Source organism: Streptosporangium sp. 'caverna' (genome assembly GCF_003203775.1).
Lineage (GTDB): Bacteria > Actinomycetota > Actinomycetes > Streptosporangiales > Streptosporangiaceae > Streptosporangium > Streptosporangium subroseum.
Genome location: NZ_CP029711.1, coordinates 1,589,047 through 1,611,513, shown reverse-complemented (window position 1 = coordinate 1,611,513; position 22,467 = coordinate 1,589,047). Strand labels below are relative to the sequence as shown.

Genomic DNA, 22,467 nt, shown 5'->3' with positions numbered 1-22,467 from the left:
TTTAAAGCGCCTCAGGTCCGCGCTCGCCGGTACGGACCCGGATCACGGTTTCCACGGGAACGGACCAGACCTTGCCGTCACCGATCTTGCCGGTCTGCGCGGCCTTGACGATGACGTCGATGACATCGTCGGCGTCCTCCTCTTCGGCGAGCACCTCGACGCGGACCTTGGGCACCAGGTCCACCTGGTACTCGGCGCCCCGGTAGACCTCGGTGTGACCGCGCTGGCGGCCGTATCCGCTGGCCTCGCTGACCGTCATTCCCTTGACCCCGAACTGCTCCAGGGCCGCCTTCACGTCATCGAGCTTGAACGGCTTGATGATCGCGGTGATGAGTCTCATGCGTCCACCTTCTTAGACGCCGGGGCGGGAACCGGTCCGTTGACGGCGGCCACGCCCGAGGAGTGGATGGTGCCGAGGTCGTAACCGGTCTCGGCGTGGGAGGTGATGTCGACGCCGGTGATCTCTTCCTCGGCACCGATCCGGAAGCCCATCACCTTGTCAATGATCTTGGCGATGATCCAGGTCAGGATGAAGGAGTAGGCGCCGACCGCGACCGGGCCGAGAACCTGCAGGCCCAACTGCTTCAGACCACCGCCGTAGAACAGGCCGGTGCTCTGCTGGTCGAGGAAGGGGTAGGCGGCGAGGAAACCGAGGGAGACCGCGCCGACCACACCGCCGACCAGGTGCACGCCGACCACGTCGAGCGAGTCGTCGTAGCCGAACTTGTACTTCAGGCCCACGGCGTAGGCACAGATCGCACCGGCCAGCAGGCCGATGACCATGGCCGCCCAGGGGTCGACGAAACCACAGGCGGGGGTGATCGCGACCAGACCGGCGACGGCGCCGGAGGCGACGCCGAGGCTGGTGGCGTGGCCGTCGCGCAGCTTCTCGACCACGAGCCACGCACCGGCGGCGACCGCGGTGGCGATCTGGGTGTTCATGAACGCGAGCCCGGCGGTCCCGTCCACGGCGAGCTCGGAGCCGGCGTTGAAGCCGAACCAGCCGAACCACAGCAGACCGGCGCCGAGCAGCACCAGGGTCAGGTTGTGCGGTCGCATCGGCTCCTTGCGCCACCCTGCGCGTTTGCCGAGCACAAGCGCGAGGGCGAGTGCCGCCGCTCCCGCGTTGATGTGGACCACGGTGCCGCCGGCGAAGTCCTCGATGCCGAGGTTGAACAACCAGCCGTTACCCCAGACCCAGTGGGCGACGGGGAAGTAGACGATGGTCACCCAGACGGCGCTGAAGAGCACCCAGGCGCCGAACTTCGCCCGGTCGGCGATGGCACCGCTGATCAGCGCGACGGTGATGATCGCAAAGGTCAGCTGGAAGGCCGAGAAGACAAGGCTCGGCATGCCGGTGCCGTCGTCCTTTGTGGCCGTTTCGACCAAACTCTGCAGTCCAAGGGCGCTGAAGCCGCCGATGAACTTGTTGACAAGCTCGCTGCCGTTGTCGGTGAAAGTCAGAGAGTGCCCGTAGATAACCCAGGCAATAGTGACGGTGATGATGCTGACGAACGACATCATCATCATGTTCAGGACACTCTTGGCCCTGGTCATGCCCCCATAGAAGAACGCAAGGCCAGGCGTCATCAGCAACACCAGTGCGGTGGCTGTGAGCATCCAGGCAGTGGTGCCGCTATCGATCTTCATTCGACGCGACCCTCCCTTACAAATGGCGTGTGGCCGATTTCACAGGCGCAGTGATCGCTTCCTGGGCTCCATCGACCGGCCGCGCACTGACGTTGCGCCAAAGCGTGTTCTTCCGCCGTTTCAGGTCGTGACTCTGCGTGTTTCACATCTGTGAATCTCGGCCCCACCGTGTTTCACCGGTGTTTCGGACAGGTCCCGTCTTGACCTGGAGATGACCACAACTAGGCTTAGGCATGCCTTACCTAATAAATCGAGGGGACCCCCATGACCATCCGCATAGCCAGGGCCGCGGCCGCCGTCGTGCTGTCCGTCCTCGCCGTCTCCGCCTGCGGCTCCTCCGGCGGTGATCAGGCCGCCGAGGGCCCGACCCGAACGATCAAGCACGCGATGGGCGAGACCAAGGTGCCCGAATCTCCCAAGCGGGTCATCGTGCTGGACACCGACAAACTCGACAGCCTGGCCTCCCTGGGCTTCACCCCTGTCGGCGCGACGCAGGCGGGCGCGAACCAGACCTGGCCGAAATACCTGGGACCCGCGCTTGACGCCGTCAAGGTGGTCGGCACCATCCAGGAACCCAACCTTGAGGCCATCACCGCGCTCAAGCCGGACCTGATCCTCGGCTCGAAGTTCCGGCAGGAACCGCTGTACGCCAAGCTCAGTCAGATCGCGCCGACCGTTTTCACCGACCGGGTCGGGATCACCTGGAAGGAGAACTTCCTGCTCGACGCCGAAGCGCTGGGGAAGAAGGCGCAGGGGGAGAAGCTTCTCGCCGACTACGAGGCCCGGGCGCGGGCTCTGGGCGGCTCCGACGCGGTCAAGGTGAGCATCGTGCGCTTCATGCCCGGCCCGATCCGGATGTACGGCCCCGAGTCGTTCAGCGGCATCGTCGTCGGCGACGCCGGTTTCGGCCGCCCCGCGCCGCAGATGCTGCCCGACGTCGAGGACAAGCGCTTCGGTGAGCTGAGCCAGGAGAACCTCGCCCAGGCCGACGGCGACGTGCTCTTCTACACCGCCTTCGGCGACCAGGCGGTGCAGACCCAGGCCTCGGTCATCGCGGGCCCGCTCTGGAAGAACCTGCCGGTGGTCAAGGCCGGAAAGATCCACAACGTGAACGACGAGACCTGGATGACCGGCATCGGCGTCACCGCCGCCGGAAAGATCCTCGACGACCTGGAGAAGTACGCCAAGCCGTAAGGTGATGAGGCTCGGCCGGGGTTCTGCTCATTCTGATGCGGGCACCTCTTGGACGGTCGGTCACCGTATGCGCTCCGGTGGGCGGGGCGGTACGGCCGGCCGTCTCAGTCGCGCTCCGGCGACTCAGGCCTCCGGCCTGGCGGGCGCGATGGTTGCGGGCTTTTATACGCCGGCCGTACCACCCGCCCACCTCCGCGCCCTTACATCTGGCCGTACGGCGTGCGCACCGTAGTCGCTCGCTTCCCGGACCGCCCAGTGGACTCCGCGCGGCTGAAGCGATCCCCACGGGCCCGTTCAGGGCGGATCACCCTTTCGAAAGGAGCGCAGGGCAGAGCGCCCTCGATCGGGTACGGCTCGCGCGGGCCATACCCGATCGATGAGCCGCCTCAGGCGGCCATGGCCATCTTCCGCAGCCGGGCCAGGGCGTCGCGCTCGATGCGGCGGGCGCGGTCACGGCCGATGCCGTAGCGCTCGCCCACCTCGGTCAGCGTGTGCTCCCGCCCGTCCATCAGGCCGTAGCGCCAGCGAAGCATCTCGCGGGTCTGGCCCTCCAGCCCGATCAGCCACTCCTCCAGGCGCTCGCGCTCCAGGGTGTCCATGGCCTGCTGCTCCGGATTGGCCCACGTGTCGTCGGCGATCATGTCGCCGAGCTCGGTCTCGTCCTCGTCACCCACGCCGAGCTGGAGGGAGACGGGGTCGGAGGCCCAGCGGCGCAGCTCGCGGACCCGCTCGATCGGCAGTTCGAGCACCGCGGCCAGGTCGGCGTCCGTCGGCTCCTGGTCGAGCTCGGCCAGCATGTCGCGGCGGACCCGCATCAACCTGGTCATCTGCTCACCCGCGTGGGTGGGCAGGCGAACCGGCCGGGCCTGCTCGTGGATCGCGCGCCCCACGGACTGGCGGATCCACCAGGTCGCATACGTGGAGAACTTGTAACCGCGCCGGTAGTCGAACTTCTCGACGGCGCGGACCAGGCCCAGGTTCCCCTCCTGGACCAGATCGATGAGCGGCATTCCCCGCCCGGAATATTTGCGCGCTACCGCCACCACAAGACGTAGATTGGCCTCGATGAATTCATCTTTGGCCCGCTGTCCTGAAATGGCCAGTCGTTCAAGCTCCTCATCGGCGGCATCCGCGACCCGCGGCTCCGCCAGCCCGCCGTCCAGCAACTGTTCCGCGAAGAGACCTGCCTCGATCCGCTTGGCGAGTTCGACCTCTTCCTCCGCGGTCAGCAGAGGCACACGCCCGATTTCTGCCAGATAAGTCCCGAGCAGGTCTCGATCAGAGACGTGCTGGTCCTGCGTCCGATTCCCCGTCGGCCTTGCCATCCGATGGCACCTCGCTCCGCCTGCTTATGGCATATCCGCACACTGCCAATGGCCCCTTACATGCACGAACATGCCGCTTGACTATTCAACGGACGGGCCAGAGCAAAGATTCCCTCAAGAAGTACGCCTGGAGAACGGTTTCGGATTCCTCCTCAAGGAGGATGCCTTCGTCCATACCGTCACAAAGCCCGCGACTTTCCCCGATCGCGGTGGCTTAAACACGGGCCGGGCAGGGTCGGATACGGACTCAGACCAGGCGGCGGCCTTCCTTCCAGACCTGCGCCACCAGCGGTACCCCCGGCCGGTAGGCGAGATGGACGTAGGCCGGGGCGTCGAGAATCACCAGATCGCCCCTGGATCCCACCCGCAGCGTGCCGATGTCACCGCGGCGCAGCGCCCTGGCTCCGCCGTACGTGGCGGCCCTGATCGCCTCCAGCGGCGTCATCCGCATCTCCCGCACCGCCAGCGCCACGCAGAACGGCATGGAGGAGGTGAAGGACGACCCGGGGTTGCAGTCGGTGGCCAGCGCGACCGTCACCCCGGCGTCCAGCAGGCGCCGTGCGTCCGGGTACGGCGAGCGGGTGGAGAACTCCGCGCCGGGCAGCAGGGTGGCCACCACCCCCGACGACGACAGCGCCCAGACGTCCTCGGCGGTCAGGTGGGTGCAGTGGTCGGCGGAGGCCGCGCCCACCTCGGCGGCGATCTGCACGCCGGGGCCGTTGCCCAGCTGGTTGGCGTGGATCCTGGGCAGCAGTCCCGCCTTCGTCCCCGCGAGCAGGATCTCCCTGGTCTGGTCGGCGTCGAACGCGCCGCGCTCGCAGAACACGTCGATCCATCGGGCGTACGGCGCGCAGGCCTCCAGCATCTCCCCGGTCACCGTGCGGACGTAGTCGTCGGCCGAGGACGCGTCGGGCGGCACGACGTGCGCGCCCAGGTAGGTGGTCTCCTCGGTGAACGCCTGGGCGATCTCCAGGCAGCGGCGCTCGTCCTCGACCGTGAGGCCGTAGCCACTCTTGATCTCGACCGTGGTGGTGCCCTGGGCCTGCATCTCCGCGACCAGGGCGGCCGTTCGCGTCGCGAGCAGGACGTCGGTGGCGGCGCGGGTGGCCGCGACCGTGGTGCGGATGCCGCCGGCCGTGTAGGACGCTCCCGACATGCGGGCGGCGAACTCGGCGGTGCGGTCTCCGGCGAAGACGAGGTGGGCATGGCTGTCCACGAATCCCGGGATGACGCATCGGCCGTCCACATCCACCCGCTCGTCCGCGCCGGGGGCGCCACCGGCGGGCCCGACCCACACCACCCGGCCGTCGTCGACCACCAGGGCCGCGTTCTCGATCTCCTCCCGTCCCGGATCACCGGTGTAGAGCAGACCGATTTGATCGAAAAGAGTGCTCACAGGTCGTTCACCGCTCCTCATCCCGCCTACCGTTTCCCGCCGTCGGCCTCTCCTTGTCCGCCACGAGGCCGGCGCCGTCTCCGAACCGACCTGCTCACTCCGCGGCGCTCTTACCTTTCCCCGTTGTGCCCTCCAAGACCCCGCGCCTCGGCGATCGCCTCGCCGAGCATGGCGCCCACGTCGCCGAGGACGTGGCGGCCGTCGACGACCACCTGACGGCCGCTCGACACCACCGAGTGCACGTCGGCGGCCGTCGCGGCGAAGATCACGACTTCGGGAGCGTCCGCCTGGGACGCGCCCGCCGTACGGACCGAGTCCAGGCGCACCGACACCAGGTCGGCCCAGGCGCCCGCGAGGAGCATGCCCGCGTCGGGAAAACCGAGCGAGGCGTGCCCCGCCACGGTGGCGGCCGCCAGGAGCTCGGCGGCCGACCAGTGACCGCGCCGCTCGGTGGCCAGCCGCTCGTCCAGCTCGACCGCGCGGGCCTCCTCGAACAGGTCGACGACCGCGTGGCTGTCGGAGCCGAGCGTGATCGGCGAGCCCATGTCGAACAGCGCCCTGGCCGGGCCGATGCCGTCGGCGAGGTCGCGCTCGGTCGTCGGGCACATGCACACGTGGGTACGGCAGCCGCCGAGCAGCGCGATGTCCACGTCGGACAGGTGCGTGGCGTGCACGGCGGTCGAGCGGGGACCCAGCGCGCCGTACTCGCTCAGCAACTGGACCGGGCTGGCGGCGTACCTCTCCACGCAGGCGGTGTTCTCCGCCCGCTGCTCGGACACATGGGCGTGCAGCGGGACCGCGTGACGCTGGGAGAACTCCGCGACCAGGTGCATCTGCTCGGCGGGGACCGCGCGGACCGAGTGAATGGCCACCCCGATCTCCACGTCCCGCGCGCTGCGGTAACACTTCGTGAGCGACTCCGTCCGCATCGCCCACCTGTCGGCGTCCCCGTCGCCGAACCGCAGCTGGACACCGCTCAGCGGGGTGCCGACGCCGCCGGTCAGGTAACAGGCGTCCAGCAGCGCGATCCGCAGACCCGCCTCCCGCGCGGCCTGGACGAGCGCGTGACCCATGGCGTTCGGGTCGTCGTACGGCGTGCCGCCCGGGGTGTGGTGAAGATAGTGGAACTCCCCGACGCAGGTGATCCCCGCCAGCACCATCTCCGCGAACGTGGCCCTGGCGAGTTTGAGATAGGAGTCGGGATCCAGCGTCGCGGCGACGCCGTACATCTGCTCGCGCCAGGTCCAGAAGCTGCCCTTCTCCCGCTGCGTCACCCCGCGCAGGGCGCGATGGAAGGCGTGGGAGTGCGCGTTGGCCAGGCCGGGGACGGTCAGCCCGCCGAGCCGTACGGCTCCCTCGGGGGGACGGGTCACGCCGCGGGTGACCTCGGCGATCCGGGAGCCCTCGACCCTGACGAGCACTCCCGCCGCGACCTCGCCCGGCGGCAGCCAGGCCAGCTCGCACCAGTAGCTCAACTCCTGCACAGGTCCTCCAGGGCGGTGGCGAGAGCGGTGACCCCCGCATGGCAGTCGGCCGTCTCGGCGTATTCCTCCGGAGAATGTGAGATGCCCGTCGGATTGCGAACGAACACCATCGCGCTGGGCACGCCCGCGGACGCGAGGATCCCGGCGTCGTGGCCGGCTCCGGTCGCCAGGACGGGGGCGCCCCCGACGGTTGCGGCGATCCGTTCGCGCAGGACCACGTCGAAGTCGACGACCGGGGTCCACGACTCCGCGCTGACCTCGGCGCCGGAGAACTCGACCAGCTCGGCGACCAGCGCCCTGACCGCGGTCTCCTCGCCGCCTCTGGCGTCCAGCCAGGCGCTGACCAGGCCGGGAACGGCGTTGGCGTTGTTGGGCGACACGCGGAACTTGCCGAAGGTGGCCACCACGCCGCCCCGTTCGGCGGCCTCGCGGGCCCGCAGCACGGTCCGGGCGAAGGGCAGCATCGGGTCGTCGCGGTCTTCCAGACGCGTGGTGCCCGCGTGGTTGGCCTGGCCGCGGAAGTCGAACCGCCAGCGGCCGTGCGGCCAGATGGCCGAGGCCACACCGACCGGCGCGTCCCGGTGGACCAGGTCCTGCCCCTGTTCGACGTGGAGCTCCAGGAATACGCCGACGTGTCCCAGGGTCTCGGTGTCCCGGCCCAGCTCATCCGGGTCACGCCCGGCCCTGCGCAGCACCTCCGCCAGCGAGTCGCCCTCGTCGTCGGTCAGGCCACGGGCCCTGTCCGGGTCGAGCACTCCGGTGAGCAGCCGGGAACCCATGCACGGGACGCCGAATCTGGCGCCCTCCTCGTCGGTGAAACAGGCGATCCCCAGGGGCCGGCCGGGCTCGAAGCCGCCGGCCCGCAGCATGTCGAGGGCGGCGAAGGCCGACACGACGCCGAGGGGGCCGTCGAAGGCGCCGCCCTGCCGGACCGAGTCGAGGTGGCTGCCCGTGACCACGCCCGGCCGCTCCGACGGGTCCCCCCACCAGGCCCACAGGTTACCGTTGCGGTCCTCACGCAGATCGAGACCGCGCCTGGCGGCCTCCTGGCGGAACCACTGCCTGAGCTCCAGATCGGCGGGCGACCACGCGTCACGCAGGTAGCCCCGGGTCCGGTCGTCACGTCCGAGGTGCTCGATGGCACCCCACATCTCGTCGAACACCCTCCCATTATGTGAATGGGATCATTCATTGGCGAACCGTGTGCGCGAAAAATCTCAGAGAACGGCGGGATTCCAGTCTCAGCTCACCGGCCCGCCCGACGGACGGACGGTGATCTCGGTGACGTGGGCGTCCTGGGAGGCCGTCAGGGCCGCCAGCGCCGCCCGGGCCACCGAGTCCGGGTCCAGGTACTTCTCCGGCTCGTAGGCCCCGCCCTCCTGGGCCCGGACCTCGCGCTGCATGTCGGTGGCGGTCCGCCCCGGGTAGACGGTGGTCACCCGGAGGCCGGGCTCCTCCGCCCGGAGCGCGTCGGCGAGGGCGCGCAGTGCGAACTTGCTGGCCGAATACGAGGCCCAGCCGGGGTTGGACCGCTGCCCGGATCCCGAGTTGATCAACACGACATGACCGTGCGCCGCGCGCAGCGCGGGCAGCAGCAGGCGGGTCAACTCGGCCACCGCGACCACGTTGATCTCCATCGTGCGCCGCCAGACCTCGGCCGGGGTCTCCTCGATCCGCCCCAGGGCCATCACGCCCGCGCTGTGCACCAGCACGTCGAGCCGGTCGATCCCGGCGACGTCGGCCTCGGTGACGGAGGTGAGCTCCACCGGCCACGGCCGGGCGCCCGGCAGGCCGTCGCACACCTTGGCCAGCCCTTCGGCGTCCCGGCCGCCGAGCAGCAGGTCGTGTGTCGGGGCCAGGGCGTGCGCGATCGCGGCCCCAACCCCTCTGGAGGCTCCGGTGACCAGCGCGGTCGGTCGTTCAGACATGCGGGCCACCCTACTCGTGGCGGAATGTCGCGGGCCCGGGGCGCTCCAGGGTGAGGGCGTAAACGTTGTGCGGGTAACGGTGATCGCTCGGCTGGATCCGGACCTCCTCGGGCGCGGCCTCCAGGATCACGCACCGGTACCACTCGCCGTCCTCCAGGAACTCCCAGCGGCGCATCAGCACCTCCAGACCGGTGCGGTGGACCTCGTCGAACGCCTCCTCCTCCGAACACGGCTCCCCGAGCGGATAGCCGAACACGGTCACGGGCTCCCACGCCTCGCCGACCGGCCGGATGAAGCCCAGCAGGGCGCCGTCGGCGTCACGTCTGATCTCTCGCATGGTTGACACCATATACAAACTTGAATACAAATTTGAATATGTCCTCCACTCGCGTCCTCCTTCTCGGCGTACTGCTCGACGGCCCCCTGAACGGCTACGAGGTACGGCGCCGCCTCGAACTCATGGGCACCCAGCACTGGGCCAACGTGGCCTACGGCTCGATCTACCACGGACTGGGCAAGATGGCCGACGAGGGCCTCCTGGAGCGGGAGGTGGAGGGCAAGGGCGGCAAGACGGTCTACGCGATCACCGCCGTCGGCCGGGCCGAGTTCGGGCGGCAGTTGCTGAGCAACTGGTGGGAGATCAAGCCCATCGTGGATCCGTTCCAGGTGGCGCTCACCTTCATGGACCGCCTGACGTCCTCCGAGCTGAAGTCCGCGATGGAGGCCAGGGCCGCCCAGCTCCAGTTCGCCATCGGAATGACCGAACGCGCCATGGGCGCCAAGACGGCCCACGGCGCCCCCCGGCACATCGACGAATGCCTGCGGCTCAACGTCCTCCAGCTCCAGGCCCAGCTGACCTGGCTCGACGAGGCCGTGGAGAAGGTCAGGAACGGCAAGCTCCCCTGAAAAAACCAGTTGAGTTTCCAGCGGAGGAGGGTCCTAGTCTCTCCGGAGCCCCCCGCCCCTCCCTTCCGGCCCCGGAAACTCACCTTCCCCGCCTCCCCCGATCCTCCCGAACGCCCCCGGCTCCCGGCACTTCCCGAACGCGCCCTCCGGCGCCCGGAACTCCCCCCGAAACGGAGAATCATGATCATCGAAGCGCACGGCCTGCGCAAGACCTTCACCGCCAAACGCGGGCGGGGCAGGACCGAGGAGGTCGAGGCGGTCCGGGGCATCGACCTGACCGTCGACGAGGGCGAGGTCTTCGCCTGCCTGGGCCCGAACGGCGCCGGCAAGACGACCACCGTCCGCATGCTCGCCACCTTCACCGCCCCCACCTCCGGGACCGCCCGGGTGGCCGGGCACGACGTGGTGAACGAGGCAGGCAAGGTCCGGGAGAAGATCGGCTACGTCAGCCAGGCCGGAGGCGTGGACGACAACGCCCCGGGCCGCGAGAGCCTGCTCCTGGCCGCGCGGATCACCGGGCTCTCCCGTAGGCAGGCGCTCGTCCGCGCGGACGAACTGCTGGAGACCTTCAGCCTGACCGAGATCGCGAACCGCCCGGCGAAGACGCTCTCCGGTGGTCAGAAGCGACGGTTCGCGCTGGCCATCGGCCTGGTGAACCGGCCGCCGCTGATCTTCCTGGACGAGCCCACCACCGGCCTGGACCCGCAGAACCGCGCCAACCTGTGGGACGAGGTCCGCGCCCTTCGCGACCAGGGCACCAGCGTGCTGCTGACCACCCACTACCTGGACGAGGCCGACGCGTTGTGCGACCGGCTGGTCATCATCGACCACGGCCTGATCGTCGCCGAGGGCACCCCCGGGGAGCTCAAGAAGGAGGTGGCGGGCGACGTCGTCACGCTCCGGATCGACGACCAGGCCGCCGCCCGGGAGCTTCTGTCCACGCAGCCGTACATCAAGGAGACCCAGGCGGAGGGCGACGCCCTGCGCGCCTACCTCGACGACGGCGAGCACAACCTGCCCGCGCTGCTCCGTGCCCTGGAGGTGGGCGGCCTGGCGATCCGGTCCATCTCCCTCGACCGGGCCACGCTCGACGACGTCTTCCTGCGGCACACCGGCCGCTCCCTCCGCGACGCCGCCTGACGCCGTCCGACCCCCTTAGGAACCCCCCATGTTTCGACACACCATGCTGTTTCTGGGCTACGAGCTGGGAAATGTCCGCCGCAACCCGGTATGGCCGCTGTTCGGTCTCATGCAGCCCATCCTCTATCTCCTGCTGTTCGCTCCCCTGCTGACCGGCCTGCCCATCGGCGGGAAACCCTCCGGCGGGACGCTTGCCAACGCGCTGCTGGTCTTCACCCCCGGCGTGATGATGATGGTCGCCCTGTTCGGTTCGCTGTTCACCGGTTTCTCCATGATCAACGAGACCCGCAACGGCGTGCTGGAGCGGCTGGCGGTCAGCCCGGCGTGGCGGCCGGCGATCATCCTCGGCCGCGTGCTCAAGGACATGATCGTGCTCATCCTCCAGGCGCTCCTGGTGATGGGTGTGGCCGTACTGATGGGACTGCGGCTGAGCCTGCCGGCGCTGCTCCTCGTGCTGCTGCTGATGGCCGCGACCGGCCTCTTCGCCTCCAGCCTCTCCTACGGCCTGGCCCTGTCCATCCGCGACGAGGGCGGCATGTCGCAGGTCGTGCAGCTCTTCACGCTGCCGCTGATGCTGCTCGCGGGCATGATGCTGCCGATCTCACTCGGACCCGACTGGATGCAGACGGCGGCCAGGTTCAACCCGCTCTACTACTCGGTCGAGGCCGGTCGGGCGCTGTTCGCCGACAACTTCTCCGACGGCTCGATCCCGCTGGCCTTCGGCCTCTTCCTCGTGCTGGCCGTGCTCTCCCTCGGCTGGGCGGTCCGCTCGATGAAGCGCATCGCGGGCTGAACGACCCGCCGGGGCCGGCGGGTCAGGGGCCGGCGGGTCAGTCGAGCTGGCCGGTGAAGACCCCCGCCTGGTCGGTCATCCGTTCGTACTCCTCCAGCCGGGCCCGCGTCCGCAGCGGCGCCGCGTCCGCCATGGCCTCCACCAGCACCATGGCCAGGGCGAGCGGCGCCGCGTGCGAGTCGAACACCAGCCGCTCGCCGACCGGGGCGTCCAGGATCACGTCGGCCTCGAACGGCACGTCACACCGATCGGTGATCACCGCGATCCGCAGACCCATCTCGCGGGCGCTCTTGAGGGCCTGCACGGCCTCGGCCGGGTAGCGCGGGAGGATCACCGCGATCAGCCAGCCCGCTCCCGCCCTGCGCGCGGCGTGCAGCCCGTCCGCGAGTTCGGAGCCGCCGTGGGTCAGCAGGCGGACGTCGGGATGGATCCGGCGGGCGAAGTAGGCGAACGTGGTGGCCAGCCCGCTCGACACCCGCAGCCCCAGCACCGGCAGGGGCTCGCACCCGGCCAGCGTGGTGCCCAGCTCCACGATGGTCGAGGGGTCGGCCAGTCCCTGCCGTACGCTCCGCAGGTTCTCGATCTCCACGTCGATCGCGGTCTGCAGGTCGTTGGCCCGCGACGAGCTCCGCCCGCCCACGACGAAGGGTCGCAGCGCCTGCCTGAGCTCCGGGTATCCCGCGAACCCGAGCACCATGGCGAACCTGGTCACCGACGGCTGGCTCACCCCGGCCCGCTCGGCCAGCTCCACGCTGGACAGGAAGATGGCCTCGGCCAGATGGTCTCCGAGGTAGCGCGCGATCCGCCGCTGCACGGGCGACAGCCGCCGACCCTCCAGAAGTTGATCGAGTCCGTCCCCCACGCCCCCTCCAACCGCCCGACACCCCACGAGCATTCCCCCGGGCCCCATGTCGTTCATACACCGAGACGGGGCCCGGGGCAGGCCGTGTCCTCAGGATTCGCGCATCGGAATACGGACGTCGCGCTCCTCCGCGACCGTGACGGCGTCGTCGTAACCGGCGTCGACGTGGCGGATCACTCCCATGCCGGGGTCGTTGGTGAGGACCCGGTTGAGCTTCTCGGCGCTGAGTTTCGTGCCGTCGGCCACGGTGACCTGGCCGGCGTGGATGGAACGGCCGATGCCGACGCCGCCGCCGTGGTGGATGGAGACCCAGGCGGCTCCGGAGGCCACGTTGAGCATGGCGTTGAGCAGCGGCCAGTCGGCGATCGCGTCGGAGCCGTCGGCCATGCCCTCGGTCTCCCGGTACGGGCTCGCGACGCTGCCGCAGTCGAGGTGATCGCGGCCGATCACCAGCGGGGCCTCGATCTCGCCGGAGGCCACCATGTCGTTGAAGCGCTCCCCCGCCAGGTGGCGCTCGCCGTACCCGAGCCAGCAGATCCGCGCGGGCAGCCCCTGGAAGTGGACCTTCTCCTGGGCCATCCGGATCCACCTGGTCAGCGGTTCGTTGTCCGGGAACAGCTCCAGGATCGCCCGGTCGGTCTTGGCGATGTCCTCGGCGGATCCTGACAGCGCCGCCCAGCGGAACGGGCCCTTGCCCTCGCAGAACAGCGGCCGGATGTAGGCGGGCACGAAGCCGGGGAAGTCAAAGGCCCGGGCGTAGCCCGCGAGCTGCGCCTCGCCCCGGATCGAGTTGCCGTAGTCGAAGACCTCGGCGCCCGCGTCCTGGAAGCCGACCATGGCCTCGACGTGCCTGGCCATGGACTCGCGCGCCCTCCGCGTGAAGGCGGCAGGGTCCTTCTCCCGCTCGGCGGCCATGTCCGCGAAGGCCATGCCGGCCGGCAGGTACATGAGCGGGTCGTGCGCCGACGTCTGGTCGGTGACGATGTCGATCTCGGCGCCCCTGCGGAGCAGTTCGGGAACGGCCTCGGCCGCGTTGGCCTCGACGCCGATGCTCAGCGGCCTGCCCTGGTCACGGGCCTCGTAGGCGAGGCGCAGCGCCTCGTCGAGGTCCTTGGCCTTCACGTCCAGGTAACGGTGCTCGATCCGCCGGTCGATCGACCTCGGGTCGCAGTCGATGCAGATGACCACGCCGCCGTTCATGGTCACGGCCAGCGGCTGGGCGCCGCCCATGCCGCCGAGCCCGGCGGTCAGCGTGATCGTCCCGGAGAGGTCGGCCGACGAGCCGGCGCGGTGGAGGGGTTTCCTGGCGGCGAGCTTGGCGGCGACGGCCACGAAGGTCTCGTAGGTTCCCTGCAGAATGCCCTGGGTGCCGATGTAGATCCAGGACCCGGCCGTCATCTGCCCGTACATGGTCAGGCCCGCGGCCTCCAGGCGGCGGAACTCCTCCCAGTTCGCCCAGTCGGGCACCAGGTTGGAGTTGGCGATGAGCACCCGCGGCGCCCATTCGTGCGTGCGGAACACCCCGACGGGGCGGCCGGACTGCACCAGCAGCGTCTCGTCACCCTCCAGCGTGGTCAGGGTGCGGGTGATCGCGTCGAAGGAACGCCAGTCTCGCGCGGCCTTGCCCGAACCGCCGTAGACGACGAGCTCCTCCGGATGCTCGGCCACCTCGGGGTCCAGATTGTTCTGGATCATGCGAAGCGCGGCCTCCTGCGGCCACCCCTTCGCGGTGAGCGTGGTGCCGCGCGGCGCGCGCACGATCCGGCTGCCGGTCATCGCCGAGCCTCCCCATCAGACCTGAATGAACGCATTCATATTTGTCACTCGAAGGCCACAGGTCAACCCGGCGGACAGAGATCAGACCGAGAACCACAGGTCAGATCGGATCAGAAGAAGGGGGCACTCCGGGCGACGTACCCTGAAATGCCCCCGACCCCTGGTCGCCGTCACGATCATCGCCCACACTCGTCCCGCACGGACGAGTCCGGGGGGTCGAGCTCGGCAAGCGTCCGATGGACGCCCTCACGCGAAGGAGAGGCTCCGCACAGGCGTGGATGCCCGGTTTTCCCGGTGGCGAATCAGCCAATGGACCCCGTGTCCGAACGATCTCCCTACTCACCCCGCACATTTGCATAATTCGCGCCAAACCTGAGGAGCGGACTAGACCAGCGGCGGACCGTGACCGGGGAGATCACGCTCTCAGGTGGGGAGCAGGAACTGGGTGGCGGCGAGCTCGCGGTAGAGATCGTCGTCGGTGAGCAGCTCGCGGTGGGTGCCGACGGCCCGCACCCGGCCCGCCTCCATCACCACGATCCGGTCGGCGCTGGTCACCGTGGACAGGCGATGGGCGATCACCAGCACGGTCGTCTCCGTCGCCACCTCGGCGATCACCTCGCGGAGCCGTAGCTCGTTGACCGCGTCGAGCTGGGAGGTGGCCTCGTCGAGCAGGAGCAGCCGGGGGGTGCGCAGCAGGGCGCGTGCGATGGCGACCCGCTGTCGCTCGCCGCCGGAGAGCATGATCCCGCGATGGCCGACCCTGGTCTCCAGTCCCTCGGGGAGCCGGGAGACCAGGTCCTCCAGGCGGGTCCGCGCGAGCACCCGCCAGATGTCGGCCTCATCCACCCCCGGCGCGGCGAAGACGAGGTTCTCCCTGAGCGTGCCGTCCAGCACCGGCGCGTCCTGCTCGACGTAGCCGAGACCGGCGCGGAGCTCGGCCAGCGGCCACTGCCTGATGTCGCGGCCGTCGACCGTGATCGTCCCGGCCTGCTGCTCGTAGAACCGTTCGAGCAGGGCGAACACGCTGGACTTGCCCGCGCCCGACGGGCCGACCAGGGCGGTCAGCCCGCCCGCGGGGACCTCGAAGGAGACGTCGTCGTGGACGATCGGCCGGTCGTCGCCGTAGCGGAAGACCACGCCCTCGAAGCGGACCCCCGCGGGGGTCCTGCCGACGTGGTAGACCGTGTCGTCCGGCTCCTCGGCCGGGAGCTCCTCGATCTCCCGGATCCGCTTCACCGCCGCCAGGCCGTTCTGCACCTGCGTGAATCCCTGGATCAGCTGGCCCATGGGAGCGACGAGGTAGAACAGGTAGAGCAGGAACGCGATCAGCGAGGACACCTCAAGCGTGCCGGCGGCGACCCGCGCCCCGCCCACGCCGAGCACGGTCACGAAGGCGAGCTGCGCGGAGAGCCACGCGGAGATCCCGGCGATCGAGGTCAGCCAGGCCACCGCGATGCCCCGGTCCCGCGCCTCCCTGGCCGCCTCTCCCACCGCGGCGATCTCCCGCTCCTCGGCTCCGCTGGCCTTGACCGTGCGGAAGGCCTGCAGCACCCGGTCGAGCACCGCGCCCATCTCGCCCACCGCGATCTGCGCCTGCATGGCGGCCTTGCGGATCCGCGGCATGACCAGGCCCACGAGCGAACCCACCACGACCAGGACCGCCAGCGTGATGAGCAGCAGCAGCCCATCCATGATCGCCATCATCACGATGGCGCCCACGAGCATGAACACCGCGCTGATCGTCTCCACGACGCCGTCGGTGAACACCGCCCGGAGCAACGTGGTGTCCGAGGTCACGCGGGACAGCAGGTCCCCCGGCTTGAGCTGGTCCACCTGCGGCACTCGCAGCCGCAGCATCCTGTCCACCAGGCTCCGCCGGGCGGAGTACACGATGCCCTCGCCCATCCGCTCCAGCACGTATCTGCCGAGCGCGCCGACGCCCGCGCCCAGGAGCACCGCGGCCGTCAGGCCGAGCACCGGCCCGAGCAGGGAGCGTTGCTCACCGAAGGCGTCGATCACCGTTTTGGCGAGAAGCGGCATCGCCAGCCCGGCCACGGAACCGACGAGGCTGAGCACTCCTCCCAGCAGCAGGGCCCGTCTGTGGGGCCGGATATAGCCGATCAGAAGCCGCCAGGACGCGGTCTCGGGCACTGCGGTCTCCTCTGGACTGAAGGGACCGGCCCCCGGTCGCTGTTCTTCTTGTCTACCTCGCACGCGCTCACCCCGGGCGTTCCGCCCGATTCCATTTCCACAGCCAAAAACCGACCACGTCAACATAAGTTGACATGGTCGATCCTGTCAACCAAAGTTGACGGCCAGGGATCCGGAAATGCCCCGGAGAAAGCTCCAGGCACCTCCGCCGCGGACTCCGAGCCCCTGACCGGCAGGGCGGGAAAGCAGCCCGAATCGCCGAATGCCGGTGTTCCGTTGATCGGGATCACTCCCCGATCAACGGAACACCGGCATTCGATGCGATGCTCTAAAGATCAGCGGCGCTTGACGCCGTACTCCCTGCGCATCTCGGCCACGGTGTCCAGGATCTCGTCCTGGGTCTTGAGCAGCTTCGCCTCGGCCTCCTCGGTCCGGCCCTCGGCGGCCAACCGGCGGTTCCCGGTGCGACGACCCAGCTTCAGCTTGGCCTGAGCCTTCATCGCACGCAGGTTGAGCTTCTCCATGAGACCCATGATCCACACCCTTCGACAGGAAGGGCCGTCAACTGCCCCATAAACGGCCGACTATGCGCCTCAGGACCTTTGCCGTCCCTCCTGAGCCCTCAGCCTCACCACCGGCCTAATCCGGCAGGCATCTCGCCAGAGGACATCCGCTCGTGGAGAAGGCCATCGGACGATCAGATGCGCGAGGCGACCGGTGCCGCTTCAGGCAACGTTCGCCTCGTCTTGAGCTGGCCCACATGCCTTGTGGTTGAGTGGGCGCGGTGGAAGGATCCGGCTCATGGCGATCTTGGTCAGGGCTGCCGAGCGCGAGGACGTGCCCGCGCTTGTCCGCCTGCGTCTCGCGAATGCCGAAAGGCACGTCCAACTCGATCCGGTCATCTACCGCGTGCCCGACATCGAAACCGTGCGCGGGCACTTCGAGGAGACACTCTCGGTCGAGTCCAAGGTAGTGATCTTGGTCGCTGAAGCGGCGGGCGAGGTGGTGGGCATGGTGGAGGTGGTCTTGCTGGCAGATCCCCCGGACCATCAGATCCTGGTTCCCCGCCGCGCGGCCGAGATCCACACTGTCGTCCTGGACGGACATCGCGGCCAGGGCGTGGGGTTGGCCTTGGTGGCGGCGGCGGAGCAAGCCGCCGCAGAGCGCGGTGTCGCGATCGTCTATGCCGGCATCTTCGCGCCGAACAAGGAAGCCGTCCGCTTCTATTCTTCGGCGGGCTTCGGACCTCGCGGAATCTTACTGAGCAGGGAGCCAGGCACGCCGTCGGCCGACTGACGCATCTCCATCCGGCGATCGGGGACCAGCGGCCACGCGACGTTCACCCGAGCCACGACCTTGCGGAGACGCTCGCGGCAAGAAGGCGAACGTAGCCTGACGCGGCACTAGATGGGAACCCATCCCAACGGCGAAGCCCGCCTGAGCTTTCAAGCTTCCGCCGGCCGGCGTTGAGGCCGCCTTGGCGAGAAGAGTTCCTCGTTACACGGGCGGGCGAGGTGCTCAGCGCCGGGATCGGCGGCGGGTGGAGGGGAGGTCGTGCCGGCCGGAGACGAACTCCTGGAAAGCGATCTTGGCGCGGATCACCGGACGGCGCCAGCGTTCTTCCCGGCGTTCGGCCGTGGCCATCTTGCGGGGCTGGGGACGGCGGGCGCCGGGGGCGAAGAACAGGTGGGCCCAGGGAGATCCCGGGCGGGCCAGCCGTACCGCGCCGGGAACCAGGAGGACCGGGACGAACAGGCCCGCCAGACCGGTCCAGATCTTGCCCTTGAGCAAGGTGATCACCGCGAGCACGAGGTTGGCCACGATGAAGCCGGCCGTGATCCACGTTCCCCGGAGCGTGCCGTCGGAGTTCTCCCAGCCCAGCGGGCGCAGGCCGATCAGGAGGAGGCCGGTGACCGCGATCGCGATGAACACGGCGTCGACCGACGCGCGGCCCTCCTCCTCCCAGTAGACGTCGCGCAGGTGCAGGATCAGCGCGAACTCGTCCAGGATCAGGGCGGCGCCGATGCCGAAGACGGCGGCCGTCACGGCGTACCAGCCGGCGGAGATGTCCGACATGATCAGACCTGACACCCCGCCGAGCAGGGTCAGCACCACGCCGAACACCACGTGGTGGATGTGCATCTCACCGACGTTGAGGTTGCGGAACCAGCCGATCTTGGCGCGGATGAGCCGGACGTTGATCCTGGTGAGCACGAAGGTGACGATCAGCGCGGCGAAGAAACAGAACAGCGGTAGCCGTTCTGTGTCCACCATGCGTTGCCCGAACAAATCCCCCACTGCTCTCCCAGGTTATGCGAGAGATCCGCTTATGCGAGGAAACCGCGCAGAAGCGCCGCGGTGCCCTCAAGGTGCTCGGCCACCGCGCGACGCGCGGCGTCGGGATCACCGTTCAGGATGGCCGCCAGGATCGCCTCGTGCTGGGTGGCGGCGTGCTCGATGTTGCGCTGGAGCACCGGGATGGCGTTGAGCAGGTCGGTGACCCGGAGCCGGGCGTCGGCGCCGGTCGCGGCGAGCAGCGGAGAGCCGGTCATCTCCGCGATGGCCAGGTGGAAGGCCGTGTCGAGGCGGCGGTAGTCGTCGGGCCCGGCGGAGTTGACCTCCATCAGGCGCTCCCGCAGCGTGTTCCGCTGCGCCTGGCTCAGCTCGGCGGTGGCGAGCACCTGGGCGGCGCCGCAGTCCACGGCCATCCTGAAGGTGAGCGCGTCGGCCAGGTCGTCGGTGCCCATGTCGTTCACGGCCTTGCGCAGCTCTACCTGGCTCGGGGGCGGCGGGGCGTAGGTGACGAACGCGCCGCCGTACCTGCCTCGCCGTACGTCGAGGTAACCCGCCTCCTGAAGGGCGCGGATGGCCTCGCGCAGGGTGACCCTGCTGATCCCGAGCTGTACGGCGAGCTCCCGCTCCGGTGGCAGCTTCTCGGTCACCATGCCAAGTTTGATGACCTGGAGCAGGCGTTCCACGGTCTCCTCGAAGGCGTTGCCTCCGCGCACGGGACGCAGTACGGCTGCCAGTCGCGACACCTCGCTCATCCTGCCTCCCCCCTTGACGGTCGCGAGATCCCGCCCAATCCCCCGCGCCCCCTTGACAAGAGACCCCTCATGCATCAATGGTCTGATACTAGCCCAAAGGACTCCGGCGAGGAGAGCGCAGTGGACGTCGGTGAGCTTCACGACGAGGTACGGGCAGGACGAATCGACACCGTACTGCTTGCGGTGGTCGACATGCAGGGTCGCCTGCAGGGAAAACGACTGTCCGCGCGCTACTTCCTGGAAGAGGTGCTGGACCACGCCTCCGAGGGCTGCAACTATCTGCTCGCGGTCGACATCGACATGAACACGGTCGATGGCTACGCGATGTCGTCATGGGAACGAGGATACGGCGACTTCGTGATGAAGCCCGATCTGTCCACCCTGCGGCGGGTGCCGTGGCAGGAGGGTACGGCGCTGCTGATGGCCGACCTGGTGTGGGAGGACGGCTCCGACGTGACCGCCTCCCCGCGGCAGATCCTGCGCAGGCAGCTGGCCCGCCTCCAGGAGCGGGACTGGGGGGCGTTCGTCGGGACCGAGCTGGAGTTCGTGGTCTACGACGACACCTACGAGGACGCCTGGCGGCGCGGCTACCGCGACCTGGCCCCGGCCAACCTCTACAACGTCGACTACTCCCTCCTCGGCACCGCCAGGATCGAGCCGCTGCTGCGCAGGATCAGGCTCGGCATGGAGGGCGCGGGGATGTACGTCGAGTCGGCCAAGGGCGAGTGCAACCTCGGCCAGCACGAGATCGCCTTCCGCTACGCGGACGCCCTCGCCAGCTGCGACAACCACTCCATCTACAAGAACGGCGCCAAGGAGATCGCCTCCCAGGAGGGCCGGTCGATCACCTTCATGGCCAAGCCGAACGAGCGCGAGGGCAACTCCTGCCACATCCACATCTCGCTCAGGAGCGGCGACGGGGAGCCGATCATGGCCGGGTCCGAACCGCACGGGCTGTCCGGGATCGGGCAGCACTTCATCGCCGGACAGCTCGCCTTCATGCGCGAGCTCACCCTCCTCTACGCCCCGAACATCAACTCCTACAAGCGGTACGTGCCGGGCAGCTTCGCCCCCACCGCGATCAAGTGGGGCGTGGACAACCGGAGCTGCGCGCTGCGCCTGGTCGGCCACGGGCAGTCGCTGCGGATCGAGAACCGGGTGCCCGGCGGCGACGTCAACCCCTACCTGGCGGTCTCCGCGCTGATCGTGGCCGGGCTGTACGGCATCGAGCACGAGCTGCCCCTTGAGGAGGCGTTCACGGGGAACGCCTACGTCTCGGGCGCCGACACCGTGCCGTCCACGCTGCGGGAGGCGCTGGGGCTGTGGGAGGGTTCGGAGCTGGCCAGGACCGCCTTCGGCGAGGATGTCGTGGCGCACTACGCGAACAACGCCCGGGTGGAGCTGGCCGCCTTCGACGCGGCGGTCACCGACTGGGAGCTTTTCAGGGGATTCGAACGGATGTGAGCGTGAAAATCATCAACCCGGCGACCGAAGAGGTCGTCGCCGACGTCGAGATGGCGGACGCCGCCGAGGTGGACCGGGCGGTGGAGCGCGCCAGGCGCGCGTTCACCACCTGGCGGAACGTCGGACCCGGGGACCGGGCCCGGCTGCTGCGGAGGTTCGCCTCGCTGGTGGAGGAGCACGCCGAGGAGCTGGCCCAGCTGGAGATCGCCAATTCCGGGCACACGGTCGGCAACGCCCGCTGGGAGGCCGGCAACGTCCGGGACGTGCTGAACTTCTACGCCGGAGCGCCCGAGCGCAACCACGGCCTGCAGATCCCGGTGCCCGGCGGGCTGGACGTCACGTTCCGGGAGCCGCTGGGCGTCGTCGGCGTGATCGTGCCGTGGAACTTCCCGATGGTCATCATGACCTGGGGGGTGGCCCCGGCACTGGCCGCGGGAAACACCGTGATCGTCAAGCCCGCCGAGTGGACGCCGCTGACCGCCCTGCGACTGGCCGAGCTCGCTCTCGCGGCGGGTCTCCCCGAAGGGGTGCTGCAGGTCCTGCCCGGAGTCGGGGAGGTGGCGGGCGTCCGGCTGGTCGACCACCCGGACGTGGTGAAGATCGTGTTCACCGGCTCGACCGAGGTCGGCAAGGAGATCGCGGCGAAATGCGCCGGGCAGGTCAAGCGGATCACGCTGGAGCTGGGCGGCAAGAACGCCAACGTGGTCTTCGCCGACGCCGACCTGGAGAAGGCGGCGGCGACCGCGCCGTACGCCGTGTTCGACAACGCGGGCCAGGACTGCTGTGCACGTTCGCGGATCCTGGTCGAGCGCTCGGTGTACGACGACTTCCTGGCGCGTCTCTCCGAGGCGGTGCTGAAGGTCAAGGTCGGCGACCCCCGCGACGAGAGCACCGAGATGGGCCCGCTGATCAGCGCCGAGCACCGCAGCCGGGTGGCCTCCTTCGTCACCGGGACCCCCCACCTACAGGGTTCGTGCCCGTCCGGCCCCGGCTTCTGGTTCCCCGCGACGATCCTGACCCCGCGGACGCTGGACGACCCGGCGTACACCGAGGAGATCTTCGGGCCGGTGGTGTCGGTGGTGCCGTTCGACGACGAGGCGGACGCCGTACGGATCGCCAACGACACGCGGTACGGACTCAGCGGATCCATCTGGACCCGGGACGTCGGCCGCGCGCTCCGGGTGGCGCGGGCGGTCGAGGCGGGCAACCTCAGCGTGAACTCCCATTCGAGCGTCCGCTACTGGACGCCGTTCGGCGGCTTCAAACAGTCCGGGCTCGGACGCGAACTGGGCCCGGACGCCCTGTCCGCGTTCACCGAGACCAAGAACGTCTTCATTTCGGAGGATTGACA

21 protein-coding genes are annotated in these 22,467 nt (G+C 69.2%); 7 read left to right on the top strand and 14 right to left on the bottom strand.

The genetic code is table 11. The features are described 5' to 3' along the window. Position 1: 1 nt before the first annotated feature. Both DKM19_RS07245 and DKM19_RS07240 read right to left on the bottom strand, forming a co-directional pair. Positions 2-340: a P-II family nitrogen regulator gene (locus DKM19_RS07245; protein WP_110695044.1), complete on the bottom strand. Its 339-nt coding sequence runs from the start codon at positions 338-340 to the stop codon at positions 2-4. Beyond that, positions 337-1,650, bottom strand: a complete 1,314-nt coding sequence (locus DKM19_RS07240; RefSeq protein WP_110695043.1) for an ammonium transporter — start codon at positions 1,648-1,650, stop codon at positions 337-339. Before DKM19_RS07240 ends, DKM19_RS07245 begins: the two co-directional genes overlap by 4 nt. Positions 1,651-1,914: 264 nt before the next feature. Here DKM19_RS07240 and DKM19_RS07235 point away from each other — a divergent pair, with 264 nt between their 5' ends. Next, positions 1,915-2,844: an ABC transporter substrate-binding protein gene (locus DKM19_RS07235; RefSeq protein WP_110695042.1), complete on the top strand. Its 930-nt coding sequence runs from the start codon at positions 1,915-1,917 to the stop codon at positions 2,842-2,844. A gap of 386 nt (positions 2,845-3,230) precedes the next feature. Here the strand turns inward: DKM19_RS07235 and DKM19_RS07230 are convergent, their stop codons facing one another. From DKM19_RS07230 to DKM19_RS07205, 6 genes are all read right to left on the bottom strand, one after another. Continuing rightward, a complete protein-coding gene (locus tag DKM19_RS07230; protein WP_110695041.1) occupies positions 3,231-4,169 on the bottom strand; it encodes an RNA polymerase sigma factor RpoD/SigA in 939 nt (312 codons plus the stop codon). Positions 4,170-4,416: 247 nt separating this feature from the next. After that, entirely contained in the window at positions 4,417-5,586 is a 1,170-nt protein-coding gene (hutI, locus tag DKM19_RS07225) for an imidazolonepropionase (RefSeq protein WP_110695040.1), read from the bottom strand. 89 nt (positions 5,587-5,675) lie between these two features. After that, positions 5,676-7,049: a formimidoylglutamate deiminase gene (locus DKM19_RS07220; protein WP_110695039.1), complete on the bottom strand. Its 1,374-nt coding sequence runs from the start codon at positions 7,047-7,049 to the stop codon at positions 5,676-5,678. Further along, positions 7,037-8,200, bottom strand: coding sequence for an allantoate amidohydrolase (locus DKM19_RS07215; RefSeq protein WP_110705529.1), 1,164 nt, complete (start codon positions 8,198-8,200; stop codon positions 7,037-7,039). Before DKM19_RS07215 ends, DKM19_RS07220 begins: the two co-directional genes overlap by 13 nt. 90 nt (positions 8,201-8,290) lie before the next feature. Continuing rightward, on the bottom strand, positions 8,291-8,977 hold the full coding sequence (locus DKM19_RS07210) for an SDR family oxidoreductase (RefSeq protein ID WP_110705528.1): 687 nt from the start codon (positions 8,975-8,977) through the stop codon (positions 8,291-8,293). Between the two features lie 10 nt (positions 8,978-8,987). Beyond that, positions 8,988-9,314 (bottom strand): hypothetical protein, encoded by a 327-nt coding sequence (locus DKM19_RS07205; protein ID WP_162641348.1) that lies wholly within the window; start codon positions 9,312-9,314, stop codon positions 8,988-8,990. Positions 9,315-9,352: 38 nt separating this feature from the next. Here DKM19_RS07205 and DKM19_RS07200 point away from each other — a divergent pair, with 38 nt between their 5' ends. The 3 genes from DKM19_RS07200 to DKM19_RS07190 all read left to right on the top strand — a co-directional run bounded on the left by DKM19_RS07200 (position 9,353) and on the right by DKM19_RS07190 (position 11,816). Then, positions 9,353-9,883: a PadR family transcriptional regulator gene (locus tag DKM19_RS07200; RefSeq protein ID WP_110695037.1), complete on the top strand. Its 531-nt coding sequence runs from the start codon at positions 9,353-9,355 to the stop codon at positions 9,881-9,883. A 180-nt stretch (positions 9,884-10,063) separates the two neighbouring features. Then, on the top strand, positions 10,064-11,023 hold the full coding sequence (locus tag DKM19_RS07195) for an ATP-binding cassette domain-containing protein (RefSeq protein WP_204358687.1): 960 nt from the start codon (positions 10,064-10,066) through the stop codon (positions 11,021-11,023). Positions 11,024-11,051: 28 nt separating this feature from the next. Further along, a complete protein-coding gene (locus DKM19_RS07190) occupies positions 11,052-11,816 on the top strand; it encodes an ABC transporter permease (RefSeq protein WP_110695036.1) in 765 nt (254 codons plus the stop codon). 37 nt (positions 11,817-11,853) lie between these two features. Here the strand turns inward: DKM19_RS07190 and DKM19_RS07185 are convergent, their stop codons facing one another. The 4 genes from DKM19_RS07185 to DKM19_RS50520 all read right to left on the bottom strand — a co-directional run bounded on the left by DKM19_RS07185 (position 11,854) and on the right by DKM19_RS50520 (position 17,138). After that, positions 11,854-12,678, bottom strand: coding sequence for a MurR/RpiR family transcriptional regulator (locus DKM19_RS07185; protein WP_089208014.1), 825 nt, complete (start codon positions 12,676-12,678; stop codon positions 11,854-11,856). A gap of 90 nt (positions 12,679-12,768) precedes the next feature. Then, a complete protein-coding gene (gene hutU / locus DKM19_RS07180; protein WP_110695034.1) occupies positions 12,769-14,454 on the bottom strand; it encodes a urocanate hydratase in 1,686 nt (561 codons plus the stop codon). A 423-nt stretch (positions 14,455-14,877) separates the two neighbouring features. Next, a complete protein-coding gene (locus tag DKM19_RS07175) occupies positions 14,878-16,605 on the bottom strand; it encodes an ABC transporter ATP-binding protein (RefSeq protein WP_110695033.1) in 1,728 nt (575 codons plus the stop codon). A 335-nt stretch (positions 16,606-16,940) separates the two neighbouring features. After that, entirely contained in the window at positions 16,941-17,138 is a 198-nt protein-coding gene (locus tag DKM19_RS50520; RefSeq protein ID WP_204358685.1) for a hypothetical protein, read from the bottom strand. A 268-nt stretch (positions 17,139-17,406) separates the two neighbouring features. Here DKM19_RS50520 and DKM19_RS07165 point away from each other — a divergent pair, with 268 nt between their 5' ends. Continuing rightward, a complete protein-coding gene (locus DKM19_RS07165) occupies positions 17,407-17,901 on the top strand; it encodes a GNAT family N-acetyltransferase (RefSeq protein ID WP_110695032.1) in 495 nt (164 codons plus the stop codon). Between the two features lie 222 nt (positions 17,902-18,123). Here DKM19_RS07165 and DKM19_RS07160 read toward each other — a convergent pair whose 3' ends face one another. Next, the gene (locus DKM19_RS07160; protein WP_239514124.1) at positions 18,124-18,879 is read right to left on the bottom strand and encodes a hypothetical protein; all 756 of its coding nucleotides are present in this window, start codon (positions 18,877-18,879) and stop codon (positions 18,124-18,126) included. A 53-nt stretch (positions 18,880-18,932) separates the two neighbouring features. Next, positions 18,933-19,652 (bottom strand): FadR/GntR family transcriptional regulator, encoded by a 720-nt coding sequence (locus tag DKM19_RS07155; protein ID WP_110695030.1) that lies wholly within the window; start codon positions 19,650-19,652, stop codon positions 18,933-18,935. Between the two features lie 120 nt (positions 19,653-19,772). Here DKM19_RS07155 and DKM19_RS07150 point away from each other — a divergent pair, with 120 nt between their 5' ends. After that, positions 19,773-21,116, top strand: coding sequence for a glutamine synthetase family protein (locus DKM19_RS07150; RefSeq protein WP_305000299.1), 1,344 nt, complete (start codon positions 19,773-19,775; stop codon positions 21,114-21,116). Between the two features lie 2 nt (positions 21,117-21,118). Beyond that, a complete protein-coding gene (locus DKM19_RS07145; RefSeq protein WP_110695028.1) occupies positions 21,119-22,465 on the top strand; it encodes an aldehyde dehydrogenase in 1,347 nt (448 codons plus the stop codon). The last annotated feature ends 2 nt before the right edge of the window (positions 22,466-22,467 follow it).